This is a genomic window from Alicyclobacillus sp. TC (genome assembly GCF_016804365.1).
Lineage (GTDB): Bacteria > Bacillota > Bacilli > Alicyclobacillales > Alicyclobacillaceae > Alicyclobacillus_I > Alicyclobacillus_I tolerans.
The window spans coordinates 93642-111195 of the sequence record NZ_CP044434.1 but is presented as its reverse complement, the minus strand read 5'-3'; the positions used below and the strand labels follow the sequence as shown (position 1 = coordinate 111195).

Sequence of the window (17554 nt, the reverse complement as noted above, 5' to 3'; positions counted from 1 at the left end):
CTCCCTTCTCTATCCATGCCAGTCCATACCAATCGGTGTAACACCAAAAAGCCCGCCCCTGTTTGGGGCGAGCTGTATAGCCGCGGTACCACCCAAATTCATGCGCTCGGGCTGAAAAATGATGTTGGTTGAAACTGCAATCATCATTCTCATTACCGTATGACGCACCTCTGGCAAGCGGACATGCTTTTCTGTCCACTCTGTCCGGTAACGGGGACTTCCGCGCAAACCTCGCCCCTACGCTCAGCCTGCGGCCTCCAAAATCATACTCCCTGGCCACCTCGCCATCGGCTCGCACCCTCCCGACTCGCTGCGGACTGTGCGCCAGGTACCCTTTTTTCATAGGCTCTTATTCGAGATTCGTTTGACAATAAAGCTCTTGGAGAAATTCTACAAAACCCTATCCACTTCGTCAATTCAGCATTTCATTCAATCCCCCTCAAAATTTCACAAAACTTTTCGCTTGATTTCAGCGCAGAAATGCATATACTGATAAATACGAACATATGTTCGTTAAGGGTGATCAATCATGAGACCAACTTTAGCCATTCGCGGCCTCCTTCTGCTCGATTTGGCAGAGCGACATATCCATCAACAACGGGCACGCTTACTTCGCCTTTTGAAGGAGAGCCAAACAGAGATTGTAGACGTGATGGAAGAAGACTTGGAGTGGGTAGTCAAATATAAAGAAAAAGGATACACACACGAAGCCATTTATATGCGCCCCATGCTGACAGCAGAGCTGGAAGCACGGATGCAACTGGGTCCTGTCCATGAGCAGCACTGAATGGATTGTAGGTCTAGTGGATATGCAAAGTTTCTACGCGTCAGTGGAGGTGGCCACCACTCCAGCCTTCACAGCCAGCCGGCATTTAGAATGCGATGAGAGCGACCCCCCACTCGCCGTTACAGGTGATCCAGAGCGACGAAGCGGTATTGTTTTGGCCGCCTCGCCAACAGCCAAAGCAATGGGCGTTTCCACCGCCATGCGACTGGGGGAAGCTGTCCGCGCATGCCCAAAACTCATCTGCGTGCGACCACGCATGCGTCTTTATTTGGAAACTTCTCTGCGTATTCAAGAGACCATTCGTCAAATGTTCCCTAAGGCAGAATCTTTCTCGATTGACGAATGCTTCTTTGCCTTTCCTTATCCAAGCCATTTTTTTGCCGATCCGTTACAAACCGCCAGCGAATTGCGCACCCGTATCTGGGATCAATTTCGTATTCGTTGCCGGGTGGGTCTCGCTCCTAACAAATGGGCAGCCAAAATGGCCAATAAGGCGGCCAAACACAGACGGGGCGGCGTGATCTGGTGGACGCAAGATCAATTGATACACGAATTGCACGCACTACCTGTAACAGAGATGTGGGGACTGAAACGGCGCGCGCAAATATTAATAGAAGAGTTTGGATGCCAAACAATTGGCGATGTGGCACGCTTACCACTGGGACGTTTGCGGACGCGGTTTGGTGTATGGGGAGAGGTTATCCAGCGATGGGCCCAAGGCCAGGATGGCAGCACTTTGAACGACAATGCGTTACAGACGCCGCATCGGGGTTACAGCAACCGCACTACGCTACCTCGCGATTTTTATCAGAGAGAAGAAGTAGCGGTAGTAATTTTAGAACTATTGGACGAAGTCTGCTCTCGTACCCGTTACACACAGCAGTGCGGGCGGCGCATAGGGCTTGGGCTGACCTACGAGGGCATGACAGGTGGATTTTTCCGTGCCAAAACCCTGCCGCGCCCAACCAATCGCAGTGAACAACTTTACCCGATTTTACTCTCCCTGCTCGATACGCATTGGGACGGAAGTGGCGTGCGAGCTGTGAGTGTCTCACTCGATTTGCTGACTGAGGAAAGCGGTACACAGCTCGATCTCTTTGAAAATGTGCCGCGCCGCCAGCAACTTTGGCGTACTGTGGACCATTTACATGCCACCTTTGGCGAAACGAGCATTATCCGCACCAGCAGTTTGTTGCCTGCGGGCCAAAAACACACACGGGCTGTCAAAATAGGAGGTCATTTTGCGTGAAGATAAATGAAGGAAATATTTTCGAATCCATGCGTCTCCTGCTTCCCGAACATCGCGCAGCAAGTGCCGAATTTCGCCGCCGAAAGGAGCGTCTGCCACAACCCTTGCTGGATGAACAGCAACTGGAATCTTTGAATTGGGCTATGGAACAATTGCTTTCCCTTCATCTTCCAGCCCTTATACAACTAGAAGTTTTCCAAAACGGCAAGCGCAAACCTCTGAGCGGATGGCTGACACACGCTACGCCCTCTTCTCTGCATCTACAAGCCGAGCAGAAAACGCACAAAATCCCAAAAGAAGATATTCTCCGAATCCATCTAGACGAGTTCAGCGATTAAAACACTGGATTCAGAAATCGCACGCGACATATGGAAAAAACAAGTTCCACCTGTCAAAAGAGGCCAACTGTTTAGAGAGATACTAACGTATACAGTCCAAACACCATCACCAGCAAACAAATGGCCCATACCATGTATTTATAAGTGCCTTTCATTCGCCATTCATCCGGCAATGCTTTAGCTTCCAGCAGCAAAAGAAATCCTAAAACAATCGGCAGCAAAATAGCGTTCATCACTTCAATATCAATATTCAATTGAACCAAGTCCACACTGAGTAAAACCCATACAGCGCCAAGCACGTGGGCAAGAGTATATATTGAGTAAAACCAACGAGCATCACGCCAGCGAGCATTGAGACTGTGCTGAATTCCAAATGCTTCGCTGACTCCCCAAGCGCCGGCAATCGAGACCACCAAAGCAGCAATCATACTCGCCCCAAGCATCCCCAAGCCCAACATCCAACGGGAAGCTTGCTCCCCATAAACGGCGCCACAGCAGTAGCAATCTGTCCAATCGTATTTAAAGCTTGATGTGGATGAGCTACCGCCAAAACCACAACTACAGCCAGCATAATCAATTGGGTCACAATCGCCCCAATCAAGGTGTCTCGTTTAGCGGTGGGCATATTTTCCAAACGCAAACCTTTGTCAATGACTGCACCTTGCTGATAAAAAATCATCCACGGCATAATCACAGCACCTACATTGGCAGCCAATAAAAACAAATAATTACGATTAGATAATGGAATCTGCATCATCTGATGAGTCAATGCGGAAATACTCGGATGCACCCAAAACATAGCTACTACAAAAAACAACTGAAAGAGACCCATGGCAATACCAACTCGTTCAACACGACGATAACTGCCAGAGACGCCAAGGACAATTAATAATATCGTAGCAGCACTGACGCTCCAAAGCTTGGGTATGCCAAACATGGCACTCACACCCGCAACACCCGAAAACTCTGTGACCAAAGCGCCGACCGAAGTGATAAACAGGGTAATGACAGATAGAAGGGCCCAATTTTTCCCGAACTTTTCACGAATCAGCGTTCCATGTCCCTTACCCGTCAAAATACCTAAACGTACAGTAATCTCCTGCACAAAATAAAGAATCGGCATCAACACGATTTGTGGCAATACCATACGATATCCCACATAGCTCCTGACTGAGCGGCGGTAATCACACTGCCTGCATCCGTATCTGCCAACATGACCATCAGTCCTGGTCCAAGTATGCTGACAAGCAGCATCAGTTTGCGCAAACGGCCCGCCGGCATCATCACATCCGCACGATCTGCATTTGGCAATCCCCAAACCTCATTTCTTCATATCCGCCAAAAGTGCCACGCCACCTTCTCGCAATCTCTTTGGCCGATCCGTTCTGAAAGTTGAGTAAAATAATCATGTTTTGACGAAGAAATTATATAGTTAGCCTAAACTAATTGCAACAGTTTGTTGGCTCTACAAAAATTTTTTTATCAAGTAGAAGGAACTTGTTGAACCCAGTAGAATATCTATTTTTTGGATCGAGTTGTGATCCGTGTCACATTTTGTCTAATATGTGAACAGAGATCTGACAAGATTCGACAAAATCTTTTGCAACAACTGTAAGGTCTTGCAAAAATTTTGATATCAGGTATAGTAGAGACAATTCTGGCGAAAGTGTAGAGATTTTGAATTCGTCATATTCATTCTCTTCCTTTTTATCCAGAGAATAAATAAAAAACAGGATCCGTTAGCAAAACTAAATCTTAAGTCAGGGGATGATACTGGTGAAATCGACAGGTATTGTTCGTAAGGTGGATGAACTAGGACGCGTAGTAATTCCCATTGAACTTCGCCGTACACTAGGTATTGGCGAAAAGGACGCTCTCGAAATTTATGTAGATGGCGACCGAATTATTCTGAAGAAATACGAACCAGCTTGCATATTCTGCGGACAGGCAGATGAAATTGTTCATTTCAAAGGTAAAAATATCTGCCCATCATGCATTTCTGAAATGCAGGCTTAAGGACTTACAGCTAACTCTTACAATTCGCTTAGACAAGCTGCTTTTACTCTTTTTGAACAAACAAAGAGTAAGAGCAGCTTTTTATCACGAGTCTCCCTGCGAAAGTTGCTTCAATGCAAGCTGATACAGTTGACTACGTGACACCGCCAACCGCTTAGCCACTTCACGGACAGCATCACGCATAGATTGCCCTTCTGCCATAGCAACGTTAACCTCATCCAGGGCATACTCCAAAGGCGATTCCTCAGCCATCTGCTTATCCAACGATTCCTTTTCCGTATCCATTACCGTAGAAGAGAGAGCATATTCTGCCAAATCCAGTACAAGAACAAACTCTCCACGTATTTCCTCACTACTGATCTCAGACTCTATTTCTTCCACCGATCCCCGCCAAACCGTTTCATGCTGTTTCGTCAATTCCTTGCAAACAGCCATGGGGCAATTGGGAAACATTTCTTTCACCAACTGCAAAGTCGTTTGCAGTCGATGCGGGGCCTCATAAATCACCAAAGAACCCTGATAATGCTGATAAGCTGCCAACTCTCTACGAGCATTTTTTTTGTCACGTGACAAAAAACCATGAAAAGCAAAACGCTCCGAAGTCAAACCACTGACCACCAACGCCGATAAGACCGCACTGGCACCTGGTATCGGAATAACGGGTACTCCCATCTGAATAGCCGCCCTCACAGCGGACTGACCGGGATCGGACACACAGGGAGTTCCAGCATCTGTGACAAGCGCAACTGAATCACCGTTTTCCCAAGCAGAGACTAATATGGGAAGACGATGATTCGAATTATGCTCGTGAAAAGAAATCAGTCGCTTCGCATGGATTTGATAGCGTGATAGCAGTTTACGAGTCTGCCGAGTATCTTCAGCAGCCAGCAGTTCTGCACTTGCCAGTGTTTCAAGAAGGCGCGGCGTCACATCATCCAGATTGCCAATGGGCGTGCTACATAGATAAAGTTTCGGCCCTGTATCGCCGAAACTTTTCATCTTGACCAAAAGAGCATGCCACCTCCTGCAACCATCAAGCCAAAAATGGAATCATTCTAACTGGAGAAAATACGCCTTAGAATTGCAAAATCGTATCAAAAGACGGTCCAAAATAGAACCGTCTAGTGTTTCCCAAGAAAGGACAGGCAGAATAAGCATTCTCCATCTGTGCGCAAGCTTCCGTAGTTGACATGACAGACGTGGAATCCCTCTTCATAAATACGCAACAAGTTATGATGCGATTGCGAATCCCCCATGGGTTCGTCCTCTTGCAACTGTTGCAGTAAGCGACTGTTCTCTTGCTGCAAGCGCTGATTTTCCTCTATTAATTGCAGGATTTTCTCCTTAAGAGAACCTAACTCCATGTACAGTTCTCCCAAGCGCTCTTCCATATTGGCAACCTGAACAAACAGAGACGCTTTATCCATAACCTTCTCCTATCGGTAAAAGCGGCTAACTTTTTCAACGCTTGGCTGACTTGTATCAGCAAACGAGCGGCTAGACAATAATGCTTTCATCCTGATACGAATCGTTCTCAAATTTAAGGCAACACATTAAACGTCCGCACAAGCCGGAAATTTTTGATGGGTTGAGGGAGAGACTTTGGTCTTTGGCCATACGAATGGAGACCGGATCAAACTCGCCCATCCAAGTGCTGCAACAGAGCAAGCGTCCGCAGGGTCCAATGCCGCCAAGCATCTTAGCCTCATCTCGAACACCAATTTGACGCAACTCGATACGAACTTTAAAAACACTTGCCAAGTCTTTCACTAACTGACGAAAATCAACACGGCCTTCGGCTGTAAAATAAAAAATCAATTTATTGCGATCGAAAGTATATTCCGCATCAACCAACTTCATCTCCAGACCGTGGTGGTCGACTTTTTCACGAAAAATCCGCATGGCTTCGCGCGCTTTTTCCATATTATAAGAAACCATCTGACAATCTTCTTCTGTGGCGACTCTTAAGACTGGTTTCAGGGGAAGCACTACGTCTTCTTCTCCTACTTCCCTGCGACCTACAACCACTTGACCGAATTCTACACCGCGAGCAGTTTCCACAATGACACTGGCGCCCTGCTCAATGACAGCTTCACCGGGATCGAAATAATAAATTTTACCGGCGGCCTTAAAGCGGACGCCAACAATGCTATACACCAATCCTCACCCCTCGCAAACAAATGCACATTCTCTCCACATTCAACTGCGGCATCACATGCGCAGCGTGCCTGCGAAGTGTTTCCTGCACCACATCAGCCGCTTGAGTCCAAATCTGCACGGGCCAGCGCTCCAGTGAGTGCCGCTCAAGCAAAACAGGGAAACGCAAATTTTGGCTGTCTCCTAAAGAAATGTGTATCATATCTCGAAATACAGCTAACAAGAGCTGTAGACCATTGGCCAATTGAACACTCGAAAATATTTTCAGCCACTGTTGGGCTAATAAAAGCGGTGATTCTGGTGTTGCCATCCACGCTTCAATCCATTGTAGCACCTGCTCGAAACTACCTGCAATCGAAGATTCTTCTCCTTCCAAAGCAAGCAGGGATTGGTGAACCACCGCATCCTCCCAAGGAAAAGAACGACCTGACTGCATTTCATAAGCAAAACTACGTGAACGCAGAGTAGGCAACACCCCACCCAAAGATTCTGCCAAGAGTATGGCCAGTATTTCCGACTCTGGCTCTTCCAAACATTTCAAAAGACGATTGGCGGCCACTAAAGACAACTTGTCCAATCCAGGAAGAATATAAATTTTTTTTTGCCCATAATGCGCACGTCGGCTCATCCATACCTGTAACTCTTCCAAACGAGCTGTCTTTATCGGAATTTCCGAGTTGTCAAAAGTAAAAACGTCAGGATGGATATGAGCAGCAAATTGGCGGCAAGAAGAACAGCTGCCACAAGGGCGCGATTCATCCTGACAAAGCAAAAACTTGGCAAACTGGCTGGCAAACTGTTCAGTAGTTTCTCGTGGACCCGTCAGAAGCAAAGCATGGGGAAGTTGTTGCTGCATCCAGGCTCGCTCTAACCCAGCAAGTGCAGGATATTTTTGGGTCCAAAAAAGAAAAAATGGACTCAGCGAGTCTTCTACCATCGCTGGCCCTCCTCTATCAAAATCGTAGATAAGCTTGGCAATTCCTATCTCGGCAAATTAAAATTGTGCAAATTCCTCAATATCTAGAATAAACAACGTAGCGCCGCCCACTTGCACGGAAACTGGGTAAGGAATGTACGATTCCAACTGACTTCCCATGGGAGACATAGGAGTAACAACCTGTTCTCGAGAACGGCAACTATTTCGAATAATTTCTTTAACGTCTTCCACTTTTTCATTTTCCGCACCAATAATAAATGTAGTATTGCCTGCATGCAAAAAACCACCTGTGGAAGCCAGCTTAGTGGCACGCACTCCAGCTTTAACCAAATTGTGGGCGAGCCTTGGACTATCCTTATCCTGGACAATCGCAATCATCATTTTCATTGTTGCTTGACCCACCTTTCCTATGTGAGATATTTCTCGATGGTCAACCAGATTTCCTGCTCCAGCGTCTCGCGATTTTGCCTGGCATCCAATATCACCACTCGATGCGGTTCAGCAGCAGCAATCGCCAAAAAGGAGCGGCGTACACGCTCAAAATATTCAGTTGTACGCTTTTCTATCCTATCCAATTGCTGTCCTTCTCTTCCTTGGACAATCCGGTGTCGGGAATCCGTCACAGGTAAATCAAAGAGAAAAGTTAAATCAGGCCGTACATCCTGCACAGCCAACTCGTTTAACACAGCCACCCGACGTTCTCCTAAACCAAGTCCAGCTCCTTGATAAGCAATAGAAGCATCTACATAACGATCACAAATGACAATCTCACCCTTCTGGAGCGCGGGACGAATCACAGTTTCCACCAATTGCGCACGCGAAGCCGCATATAAATAGGCTTCTGCAATAGGTGTCCAATCTGCATCAGGGTTGAGCAGCCACTCACGAATTTGTTGTCCACCCAAAGTTCCACCCGGTTCCCGAGTAACCAAAACTTTCATGCCCTGTTCTTTTAACTTTTGCACAAGTCGATTAATTTGCGTACTTTTTCCGGCTCCATCCAATCCTTCAAAAGTAACAAACATAGAACATTGCCCCCACTCATCTGATCTCAAGACAGCACCGGAAATTGACATCCTGGTTTACAGCCCACCGGGATGGCACCAGAAGCTTCTAAATAGGCAACCAATTCCACATGTTCACGACGTATCTCGTCGCCAGGCAGAAGAATTGGCATACCGGGCGGATAAGGAATGACACAAGCAGCTGATATTCTGCCCACTGCGCTATGACCACTTTGCCAAACAACGCAGGTCTCCTGAGGCGGAAAATGATCGGCTGTATCCAGACACTTTTGCGGCGTACACTCAGCAACTGCCTGGAGAATCGCCAAGAGTTTAGGGTCCAGGTCCCCTGATTCAAGCTGCCAACGTACAAGTAATGCCTCTAAGCGAACTGTGTCGCGTTGACTGAGATGATAGGGCGGAATGAGCAAGCCGCCTGCTACATTGACATATTCCGCAAAAATATTTTCCTTTTCCAAGGCCTCCGTCAATAACTGGGCTCGTTTGGTCGATCCGGTTGGAATCCAGATACGGAGCGGATCGGCATCTGAAACATTGCGCCATCTATCAAGCATGGATAAATGTTGCTGTAGCTGCAAGACATCTCCTGCAGCTTCACAACGCAACCAAGCTTGCGCGACGTCCAGAGAAGCTAAAAGCAGATATGAGGGACTGGTGGTTTGCAAAAAAGAAAGCGCTGACTTCAGACGCTCTGCCGACAATAGAGAACCCTGATGATGGACCCAGGCGGTTTGTGTGAGCGCTGGAAGCGTCTTGTGGGCACTGTGAATAACAATATCCGCTCCTTGTTGCACACTGTGTGGAGGTAGATCAGTGACAAGCCCTAAATGAGCGCCGTGCGCTTCATCAACAATCAACGGGCAGTTGTATTCGTGCGCCAAACGAGCATAAGCGTCTATATCTGCCACTCGTCCCGTATACGTTGGCGAGGTGACCACAATCGCTGCCCATGAGTGAGATTGTGCCTGATCAGCTAACCAGTTGGCGATTGCTTCAGGAGGTGGAACTAGCATTTCCAGGCGATTTTCATCCCAAACGGGAGCCAGTCGCCACAGCTTGGCTCGTGCCAATTGCGCTCCGCGCCAAACACTCCAATGGAATGGCCCAGCGACAACGACGTCGCGATGTCGTTCATCGACAGAGGCAAAGATAGCCGCCATGACACAAGCTGTTGAACCGTTGACAGAATAGTAGCAACCTTGCGAACCGTAATGGCTGGCAGCCAGTTTCTGAGAGGCTAAAATACTCCCCGTTGCATCATGCAAATTGTCGAGACCGGGAAGCTCCGTCAAATCAATACGCAACGCAGATTGCAACCATTGTCCTAACAAGGCAGGCATGTCTCGCCCACTGTGGTGGCCGGGCACATGCATGGACAAGCGTTCAGCCTGCGCTGCACCCAACAATTGACGCAAAATGGGTGTCTCGTCCAAGGTGATGATGTCGATCCCGCCCTTTACTCCAACATTGTACGCTCATCATAACGAATGACGGGCAACACCTCAACTGGATATCGGAGTTTTCAAGAGAGGGCTGAAAGCCATATTCTCTTCATGCACTCTACATAGAGTGAATAGCGAGGATCGCCCACTTCCGTATGTACAATGGCCTGTTCGCAATCTATACAGATGAATTCACCGCATATACGAATGCCAGCACTCCTAGTCATCCCGCAAATAATGCATTCTGTTTCGGACGGCCAATGGTTTCGCATGTCTGCACCGCCTTTCCAGCAAGATAGCAGATGTATTTTCTATTTCTAGTTTGTCTCTTAACGCGAAATCCTATACGTAGAAGGGGGCAAAAAATTGGCGGCTGGCGCAAGCGGCTGCCACTCCGTTCTCTATACGTTATGACAGAGCTTCTCAGGAGGTTCAAAATAGAGCATTCTAGGCTGCGGAACTCTCTGTTATAATGCGGAGTGGAATGCGGAGGTGGATCCAACGAAAGCAACAAATGTCGCGCGTGGCGCGTCCATATACGTCATCTGTGTTGGGATTGCCAAATTTCTTGGCATCATCTATATCATTCCACTCACCTATCTGCTTGGCAATGTGGGTTTAGGCTTGTACAACAATGCCTACGCCATGTTCACCATTTTCCAACAGTTGGCTTTGGCCGGCTTCCCGCTAGCCATGAGCAAACTGATTTCTGAACGTTTGGCCATCAAACGCTATGGTGAAGCGGAACAATATTACAGAGTCGCCATGCGCACGATTATCCCTTTAGGCATCATTGCCTTTCTGTTAATGTGGTTTCTCGCTCCTGCACTGTCAGGACTAACCGCTGTGCAGGATTCGGGAGAAGCGGCGCGATACATGGTGCCTTCGTTTCGCGCGCTTGCCTTTGCACTTTTATTTATTCCTTTCATGAGTGGCTACCGTGGTTATTTGCAAGGATTCCAGCAATTGGAGATGCCCGCTTACTCACAAACGGTGGAACAAATCTTTCGCGTTCTTTGGATGGTAACTGCTACTTACTATCTCATGCGCGTGCGCCACGAATCCTATGTTTTCGGCAGTGCGTCTGCCACCTTTGGCGCAACCGTGGGAGCTGCGGCTGGCGCCTTACTACTGGCGTTGGCTGTCCGACCTATTCGCAGAGAATACAAACCACTCGCTTCTTTTTCCAATCAATCGGACTGGCAAGCGTTGCGTACCTTGTATAAAGTAGCATTGCCCATCTCTCTGGGTGGATTAGTGGTGCCTATTTCTAATCTTGCGGATAGTTTTACAGTACAAAATCTTCTTATAGCTGCACACGATAGTTTTCGTGAAGCCGCAGCTCAATACGGCATTTTGACTCGACAAGCACTCTATTTGATTCAATTGCCACTTACATTCGCTTATGCCATAGGCGTTTCGATTCTGCCAGCTGTCTCTAGTGCGAAGGCCAAAAAAGATCAGAGCGCCTTACAGCGTACCGTCAGTTCAACTGTACGCGGCATGTTTCTCATGACCTTTCCAGCAGCGGCTGTCCTGCTTGTATTAGCTAGACCTTTATCTGCTACGCTTTCTGGTGATTTCGACGGAGCACCCATTATTTCAGCCGTTTCTTTTATGGCTATTTTCTCAAGTCTTGAATTAATTTCTACCTATATCCTTCAAGGACTCGGAAACTTCTATCGTCCGGTACGCAATATGTTTTTAGGCGTATTTGTAAAAATTATGTTCAACATATTACTCATACCTACCTTTCACAGTGTTATGGGTGCCGCCATTGCCACCACCATTGGCTACATATTCTCTTCCACACTCAATGTACTGGCTGTGAAAAAGTACGGACAAGTAAAATTTTCTTTATTTCGCTACAGTATTCGATTTTTATTGCCCACATTGCCTACAGCAGCCGTTCTATGGATAACACGCGCTGTCACCCATTGGTTTTTACATGATTTGATGATTCGCTCTGTACGCATTACCAGCGCCGTTGAACTACTGCTGGCAGTGGGAGCCGGAGGTTGGGTCTATATTTACCTACTTCTAAAATTGGGAATCGTGCGAGAGAAAGAATTAGAAGCGTTACCAGGTATCGGTCGGCGATTGGCCATCATAGCCCGCCGAATGTACCCAGAACACGCTTCTGCTCGATGAATGAATCTGTATGGCGTTCTAAATTTTCAACCCGGAAAAATCCAAAGTTTTAAGGTAATGAGCGCTGCAAGACCAGGAAAACCGAGAATGCCTGCTGTCAAAGCAGTAGCTGGATTAAATGGGAGATGAAAATGCACATAGCTTCCTAGCCAATTGATTACAAAAATAGATACACAACCAAAAACAGCAATCTTGAGAAGGGTCAGCAGCCCATCCAGCGGTTTACGAAAAAATTGAGCGAGAATGATGAGAGCCAGGAGAATACCTCCGCCGTAGAGCAACCAATGTATAGACATCATATCACCTCTTTACACTCCATCATCCAGTTCAAACCATTCAAAACACACACCTTCTACGACTAACTGGCGCTGTCTCGCCTGGTGCAACAAATAACGAAAATGCTGTTCAGCGGCATCTAACCGAAAGACCATATGATCGATAAGTTCCGGATCGCTCACTTCATTAAATTGGCTCTGAGCTTCCAACCAGGCTCGATGCGAACGAACGATTTCTTGAAAAAGTGGATCAGCGGCACCTCCAAAAGCGTCTGCTCCATCCCGCTTGGGATTAAACCGCGATCGCGCAGAGAGACGTTTCGGCTTTGCGGCAGTCGGGGTACGCATAAAGAAAACCTCCCGTGACCTGAATACTAGAATATAGACAGGCAGGAGGCGTTTTATGACTCTTGTAGAAAAAATGATAGTTTTACAACCGTATATAAGAAAATTTACAGGCTGCGGCGACCCTCCAGAGCTTTAGCCAGAGTCACTTCATCCGCATATTCCAAATCGCCGCCAACCGGCAAACCACGTGCAATTCGTGTAACTTTGAGTTCAAAAGGACGCAATAATTTAGAAAGATACATGGCTGTGGCTTCACCTTCCACGGTTGGATTGGTAGCCAGAATCACTTCTTCGACCGAATCGTCAGTACCAGCCAATCGCGTCAACAATTCACGAATCCGTAAATCATTGGGACCGATACCATCCATGGGTGAGATGGCCCCTTGCAAAACATGATAAAGTCCATGAAATTCATGCGTACGTTCCATAGCTACCACATCTTTGGCATCTTGGACTACACAAAGTACGCTCCGGTCTCGTCGCTCATCACGACAGACAGGACAAGGGGAAAATTCCGTAATATTACAGCAGATTTGGCATTCTACCAAGCGTTCTTTGATATCCAGCAAAGCTTTGGAAAATTCTGCAACAGTTTCTTTGGACATGCTCATACAATGAAAAGCCAATCGAGCGGCTGTTTTGGGCCCAATTCCGGGAAGCCTCATAAATTGTTCCATCAGCCGTTCAATGGGTTCTGGATAACCCCACATTAGAACAACCCTGGCAAGTTCATGCCACGAGTATACTTGCCCATTTCTGATTCCGTCAGCTCATTCACCTTTTGTTCCGCATCTTGCAAAGCAACCAGAATCAAATCTTGGAGCATCTCCACATCATCTGGTGTAACCACTTCGGGTGAAATCATAACCGACTCCACATGCTTGTGGCCATTCATCACTACAGAAACGGCTCCCCCGCCGGCAGTCCCAGTTATTTTTCGTTCTGCCAAAGCTTCCTGAGCCTTCAATAAGTCTTCCTGCATCTTTTTAGCTTGTTTCATCAATTGATTCATATTTTTCATGTGTAATCCCTCTCTTAAAGTTCATCTGTGACATACTCAATCTTATCTTTGCCAAACAGCGATTCCACCACTTCCAGCCAACTTTCTGGCGCCACCGCGTTGCCATCCTGTTCAGCAAGAAACTCTTCCCAGTCGCTTTGTAGAATCGCCAACAAACTTCTGGCTTCGCCGATTGTGTGTTCCACTGCCCATTCAATAGCATTTCGCTCATCAGGTTTCATAACGGCGTCGCGGTGAATTTTACTGCCAAAAGCAATCACCATTTCTTTCTCGGTGGCCAGCACAGGTTGTCCATTCATGAGCCATGCGTGTGCTTGAATTCGCTGTTGCCGAACACTTTGAAGAATGTCTTGCCATCGGTCACAAATGGCCTGCAAGGCAGTACCGTCTTGTCTCTCAAATAGAGAGAGTAGCACTTCACGTTTTCGCCCTTGCATGGCGGCTGGTGCGCGAAGTTGGCGATTCTGCCCAGAGGGAGAAGGTGTTGCCAATTCTTTCTGAGCAGATGATTCGCTTGCCGAAGATTTTTCATCTGGTGAACGGACAAGCGGTGTCATTTGTCGTTTTTCAATACCCGCATCCGCAACACGCGTTGCCGCGGGTAACCGCGACACCGTTGGCTGTGCCTCCATCACTGCCATTGTTGTGGAATCGCCAGGAGACGAGACTTGACTCAGCGAGAGCAAAGCTGTTTCCAACATTAAACGTGGTTGTTCCGCATGACGTAAGGCCATCATTGTATCATTCATCTTGGACATAGCCAAAAGCAACCATTCGCTAGAAAGCCGCCTCGCTATTTCTTTATAGTCTTTGAAAGAATGCAAAAGTGGACGATCCGCTGGAGACAGCCGCACAACCAGCACATCTCGAAACATGGCCAGCATCTCAGCAGCTATCCGCCCTGCATCTTTACCCGTTTGATAGAAATTAGACAGTTTTTGCAAAACTGCAAGCAAATCTCCCTGCACCAGCGATTCAAGCAAGCTCAGCTTGTCCTGTGGCCGTAAACCGCCCATGACAAATGACAGTACATCCAAGGTAATCTGGCCTTCACCATAAGCTGCAGCTTGCTCCAGGAGACCTAGCGCATCTCTCATACCACCATCTGCCGCTTCGGCGATTTGCCAGAGCGCCTCATCTGCTGCCTGCCATCGCTCGGCATCTACTGCAGCTCGCAAGCGGCCTACCATATCAGCCGGTTCAATCCGCCGGAAATCAAACCTTTGGCAACGAGAGACAATTGTGGCTGGTATCTTATGAGGTTCGGTTGTAGCCAGGATAAACAATACATAGGAAGGTGGTTCTTCCAACGTTTTAAGCAAAGCGTTGAACGCTTCCATGGTCAACATGTGCACCTCATCGACAATGTAGACCTTGCGCTTCAAATATGCAGGTGCATAGTGCACTTTGTCTCGTAAGGAGCGGATTTCATCAACACCGCGATTGGAGGCTGCATCAATCTCTTCAACATCGACTGCTACTCCCTCTGCAATCGACAAGCAGGCTTGACAAGCATTACAAGGCTCACCTTCTATTGAATGAAGACAGTTAACCGCCTTGGCTAGAATCTTTGCTGTACTTGTCTTGCCAGTGCCACGCGGACCGCAGAACAAATACGCATGCGCCACCTTGTCTTGCAGCAGAGCGTTGCGGAGAGTGGTGCGGACATGCGACTGCCCAACCATATCAGCAAACTGCTGAGGCCGCCAGGCACGATAAAGCGTTTGATAATCCACAACCTCCCCTCCTTCGTGATAAAGGTATCACAGCAGGAGAAACAGAACAATTAGGCAGATGGTATGATTTCCTCTTTGGCGAGTGGTAAACGTACGCAGAACGTGGATCCGAAACCTTTGGAGGAGACGCGAATATCTCCACCGTGATCGGCCACTATACGTTGACAAATAGGCAAACCGAGTCCTGTCCCTTTCTCTTTCGTGGTATAAAAAGCATCAAAAATTTTGTCGATCTGGTAATAAGGAATGCCCGGCCCTGTATCTGAAATATACATTTCACACCATGGCGATTGATTTTTAACCAATACTGTCAATTTTCCGCCAGCATCCATAGCTTCCAAAGCATTTTTTATGAGATGGTGAAGCAGACGCAAAATCATTTGTCGATCCGCTTGCAGAAACAGTTTATCTTCTATTTCGAAATGAGATTCAATCCCCATTCTGTCGGCCTCTGAAACCACATGACCACGCAGTTCTTCTATCAAATCGCTCATGCAGAAAAATTCCATATCCAAATGATGTGGACGTGCCAAGAGCAACAACTCTTGAACCAGTTCATCAACCTTTTGAATTTCAGAGAGCATCATTTCGGTAAGACTATGCTCATCTTCCCGCCCACTTGCCTCTTGCCGGCTTTCAAGAATTTGCAAAAATCCTTTTACAGTAGTCAATGGATTGCGTATCTCATGGGCAATACCAGCAGCTACTTTTCCTATTGTGGCTAGTTTCTCCGCCCTTTGTAAATGTTGATCGAGTACGCCAAAATCACCCAAATCTTTCATGGTTATAAATAATCCTAGGTAATCTCCACTTTCCGACAGGAAAGGGAAACTATCAAGCAGTAGATAGAGAAGTTGACCATTTCGCTCCCAAGTGACTATGGTATCGCGCAATATGCGCTGCTCTCGAACGCAATGCGCTAACATCTGATATTCATCCGATTGGGAAGTCAAACATTCCCTGAGTGGAACTGGAGGAGCCAAGAGTTCAGCGTGATCGAACAATTTGCAGGCTGCAACGTTGTAAAAGCGTACTTCCTCAGAGGTAGAAAGAAAAATGACAGCAGCGTTGAGCAACTCTAGAGACGGACAAACCTGTGGAACTGACGCCTGTTGCTTTACCTCAGTTCGGCTCACCAATAAGCCCCCATCCATCTTGTAGGAATTCTTGCACACAGCGTATTTTGCCACGATTCCTATGAAATCCTCCCATAGGACAAAAATAGTTGAATTGCGACAGATTCCGACAGTTCCCTTGATGGATAGGCATAAAAAAAGGGCGCCTTCGCCCTTTTGCTAGCTGTAGAATTTTCAAATATATTCATTCTGTGTTTTTCTGACTCGTCTACCATAAAAACGCCAATAGGAAAATCCAGGCGAAGGCGAGCCACCACCACCACCAGCCGCCATACCATACTCCATAACCTGGACGTCCCCAACCAGGGCCGTAGCCATATCCAGGCCCATAACCAGCTCCATATCCCCATTGAGCGAGTGCGATATCGAGTTTCTTGGCATCGTCACCCTCCGTCGGCTGGGTGCAATTTGCCAATCCAATTGGAGCATATTGCCTAGGTACTCTCACTAAAACAGCATTCTGATTCACTGCTGTTATAATGCCACGATGAGAGCCCCATGGCGTCTGAAAACGTACCCATTTACCTATATTGTTTGCACAATCACTGCGATTGCACATGCTTTCTCACCTCCGTATGAATAAAGTAAAAACGAATACCTAACAGACTCATGGAAAATGGATCGACAACATCCCTGCCCAGAGAGACTGTTTTGCCGATCCCATTTTCATTCTCAATATACAGGTGTTGTTGTGCAGGTTGTGGTATATACAGGTACGAGCAGGAAGAAGAGAACAAAAATAATTAGAAATACGACAGCCCAGCGGGTGTATCCACCAAATACTCCATACATGCTGACTTCACCCTTTCATTTTTGACATAGTGAAGAATATGTCAGTTGGCATATGGAATGTGGCGGTATTTGTCCTGTACCTTCCCAAGAAGAAAGTTTCAATCTCCAGAAAAACTTAAATCGCAAGTTATACCCAAACCGTCA

Annotated in this window: 22 protein-coding genes and 1 pseudogene; 5 read left to right on the top strand and 18 right to left on the bottom strand. The window is 47.2% G+C overall.

Annotated features, from left to right (window positions below; genetic code table 11):
• Positions 1-9: 9 nt before the first annotated feature.
• Entirely contained in the window at positions 10-228 is a 219-nt protein-coding gene (locus FY534_RS00570; RefSeq protein ID WP_072873637.1) for a hypothetical protein, read from the bottom strand.
• A gap of 301 nt (positions 229-529) precedes the next feature.
• On the opposite strand from FY534_RS00570, the gene FY534_RS00565 reads away from it, so the two are divergent.
• From FY534_RS00565 to FY534_RS00555, 3 genes are read left to right on the top strand one after another with little or no spacing between them, the layout of a single operon-like run.
• Positions 530-787, top strand: coding sequence for a YhjD family protein (locus tag FY534_RS00565; RefSeq protein WP_072873638.1), 258 nt, complete (start codon positions 530-532; stop codon positions 785-787).
• Positions 774-2036: a DNA polymerase IV gene (locus FY534_RS00560; protein ID WP_072873639.1), complete on the top strand. Its 1263-nt coding sequence runs from the start codon at positions 774-776 to the stop codon at positions 2034-2036. The genes FY534_RS00565 and FY534_RS00560 overlap by 14 nt, the downstream gene beginning before the upstream one ends.
• Complete coding sequence (locus tag FY534_RS00555; protein WP_072873641.1) at positions 2033-2374, top strand: YolD-like family protein; 342 nt, start codon at positions 2033-2035, stop codon at positions 2372-2374. Before FY534_RS00560 ends, FY534_RS00555 begins: the two co-directional genes overlap by 4 nt.
• A gap of 71 nt (positions 2375-2445) precedes the next feature.
• On the opposite strand, the pseudogene FY534_RS14535 reads toward FY534_RS00555, so the two are convergent.
• Both FY534_RS14535 and FY534_RS00540 read right to left on the bottom strand, forming a co-directional pair.
• Positions 2446-3497 (bottom strand): annotated as a pseudogene (locus FY534_RS14535) (NRAMP family divalent metal transporter).
• A complete protein-coding gene (locus FY534_RS00540; RefSeq protein WP_203114924.1) occupies positions 3497-3685 on the bottom strand; it encodes a hypothetical protein in 189 nt (62 codons plus the stop codon). Before FY534_RS00540 ends, FY534_RS14535 begins: the two are co-directional and overlap by 1 nt.
• A gap of 462 nt (positions 3686-4147) precedes the next feature.
• On the opposite strand from FY534_RS00540, the gene FY534_RS00535 reads away from it, so the two are divergent.
• Positions 4148-4390 carry an AbrB/MazE/SpoVT family DNA-binding domain-containing protein gene (locus FY534_RS00535; protein WP_072873725.1) on the top strand — a complete coding sequence of 81 codons (243 nt, stop codon included), beginning with the start codon at positions 4148-4150 and terminating at the stop codon, positions 4388-4390.
• An 84-nt stretch (positions 4391-4474) separates the two neighbouring features.
• Here the strand turns inward: FY534_RS00535 and rsmI are convergent, their stop codons facing one another.
• The 8 genes from rsmI to FY534_RS00495 form a co-directional block, all read right to left on the bottom strand.
• Positions 4475-5389, bottom strand: coding sequence for a 16S rRNA (cytidine(1402)-2'-O)-methyltransferase (gene rsmI, locus FY534_RS00530; protein WP_072873726.1), 915 nt, complete (start codon positions 5387-5389; stop codon positions 4475-4477).
• Positions 5390-5511: 122 nt separating this feature from the next.
• Entirely contained in the window at positions 5512-5817 is a 306-nt protein-coding gene (locus FY534_RS00525; protein ID WP_072873643.1) for an initiation-control protein YabA, read from the bottom strand.
• Between the two features lie 70 nt (positions 5818-5887).
• Positions 5888-6547 carry a PSP1 domain-containing protein gene (locus tag FY534_RS00520; RefSeq protein WP_072873645.1) on the bottom strand — a complete coding sequence of 220 codons (660 nt, stop codon included), beginning with the start codon at positions 6545-6547 and terminating at the stop codon, positions 5888-5890.
• Positions 6540-7484 (bottom strand): hypothetical protein, encoded by a 945-nt coding sequence (locus FY534_RS00515; protein WP_203114923.1) that lies wholly within the window; start codon positions 7482-7484, stop codon positions 6540-6542. Before FY534_RS00515 ends, FY534_RS00520 begins: the two co-directional genes overlap by 8 nt.
• A 57-nt stretch (positions 7485-7541) precedes the next feature.
• A complete protein-coding gene (locus FY534_RS00510; RefSeq protein WP_072873649.1) occupies positions 7542-7871 on the bottom strand; it encodes a cyclic-di-AMP receptor in 330 nt (109 codons plus the stop codon).
• Positions 7872-7891: 20 nt separating this feature from the next.
• Positions 7892-8509 carry a dTMP kinase gene (gene tmk / locus FY534_RS00505; RefSeq protein ID WP_072873651.1) on the bottom strand — a complete coding sequence of 206 codons (618 nt, stop codon included), beginning with the start codon at positions 8507-8509 and terminating at the stop codon, positions 7892-7894.
• A 26-nt stretch (positions 8510-8535) separates the two neighbouring features.
• Positions 8536-9924 (bottom strand): aminotransferase class I/II-fold pyridoxal phosphate-dependent enzyme, encoded by a 1389-nt coding sequence (locus FY534_RS00500; protein WP_165611954.1) that lies wholly within the window; start codon positions 9922-9924, stop codon positions 8536-8538.
• Between the two features lie 107 nt (positions 9925-10031).
• Positions 10032-10223, bottom strand: a complete 192-nt coding sequence (locus tag FY534_RS00495; RefSeq protein ID WP_072873654.1) for a sigma factor G inhibitor Gin — start codon at positions 10221-10223, stop codon at positions 10032-10034.
• Between the two features lie 220 nt (positions 10224-10443).
• Between FY534_RS00495 and FY534_RS00490 the strand changes: the two genes are divergently transcribed.
• On the top strand, positions 10444-12102 hold the full coding sequence (locus tag FY534_RS00490; RefSeq protein ID WP_072873656.1) for a putative polysaccharide biosynthesis protein: 1659 nt from the start codon (positions 10444-10446) through the stop codon (positions 12100-12102).
• Between the two features lie 26 nt (positions 12103-12128).
• Here the strand turns inward: FY534_RS00490 and FY534_RS00485 are convergent, their stop codons facing one another.
• From FY534_RS00485 to FY534_RS00455, 7 genes are all read right to left on the bottom strand, one after another.
• Positions 12129-12398, bottom strand: coding sequence for a pro-sigmaK processing inhibitor BofA family protein (locus tag FY534_RS00485; protein WP_165611955.1), 270 nt, complete (start codon positions 12396-12398; stop codon positions 12129-12131).
• A gap of 12 nt (positions 12399-12410) precedes the next feature.
• The gene (locus FY534_RS00480; protein WP_072873658.1) at positions 12411-12725 is read right to left on the bottom strand and encodes a DUF2508 family protein; all 315 of its coding nucleotides are present in this window, start codon (positions 12723-12725) and stop codon (positions 12411-12413) included.
• 104 nt (positions 12726-12829) lie between these two features.
• Positions 12830-13435: a recombination mediator RecR gene (recR, locus tag FY534_RS00475; protein ID WP_072873659.1), complete on the bottom strand. Its 606-nt coding sequence runs from the start codon at positions 13433-13435 to the stop codon at positions 12830-12832.
• Positions 13435-13746, bottom strand: coding sequence for a YbaB/EbfC family nucleoid-associated protein (locus FY534_RS00470; RefSeq protein WP_072873661.1), 312 nt, complete (start codon positions 13744-13746; stop codon positions 13435-13437). The genes recR and FY534_RS00470 overlap by 1 nt, the downstream gene beginning before the upstream one ends.
• Before the next feature lie 14 nt (positions 13747-13760).
• Complete coding sequence (gene dnaX, locus FY534_RS00465) at positions 13761-15482, bottom strand: DNA polymerase III subunit gamma/tau (RefSeq protein WP_072873662.1); 1722 nt, start codon at positions 15480-15482, stop codon at positions 13761-13763.
• A 50-nt stretch (positions 15483-15532) separates the two neighbouring features.
• On the bottom strand, positions 15533-16618 hold the full coding sequence (locus FY534_RS00460; protein WP_072873727.1) for a two-component system sensor histidine kinase NtrB: 1086 nt from the start codon (positions 16616-16618) through the stop codon (positions 15533-15535).
• Positions 16619-16826: 208 nt separating this feature from the next.
• Positions 16827-17177, bottom strand: coding sequence for a hypothetical protein (locus FY534_RS00455; protein WP_072873664.1), 351 nt, complete (start codon positions 17175-17177; stop codon positions 16827-16829).
• Positions 17178-17554: the final 377 nt, after the last annotated feature.